1 protein-coding gene is annotated in these 349 nt (G+C 70.5%); it reads right to left on the minus strand.

The genetic code is table 11. The features are described from left to right. The coding region (locus ACH65_RS18345; protein ID WP_049624087.1) for a biotin carboxylase N-terminal domain-containing protein at positions 1-349 on the minus strand (349 nt) is incomplete at both ends.

Here is a 349-nt window from a genome sequence, read left to right on the forward strand (position 1 = left end):
GGGTAGCCGATCTCGCGCGCGATGCGGATGTTCTCGTCCACGTTGTCGCCGAGCGGGCCGCCGGAGCCGGGCACGCAGGGCACGCCGGCGGACTTCATGGCGCGGATCGCCTCCACCTTGTCGCCCATCAGGCGGATCACGTCGGCGGTGGGGCCGATGAAGATGAAGCCGGACTTCTCCACCTGCTCGGCGAAGTCGGCGCGCTCGGAGAGGAAGCCGTAGCCGGGGTGGATGGCGTTGGCGTCGGTGATCTCCGCCGCGGCGATCAGGCGCGGGATGTTGAGGTAGCTCTCGGCCGAGGGCGCCGGGCCGATGCAGATGGCCTCGTCGGCGAGGCCCACGTGCTTGA

The organism is Frateuria defendens (genome assembly GCF_001182895.1).
GTDB classification, from domain to species: domain Bacteria; phylum Pseudomonadota; class Gammaproteobacteria; order Xanthomonadales; family Rhodanobacteraceae; genus Frateuria_B; species Frateuria_B defendens.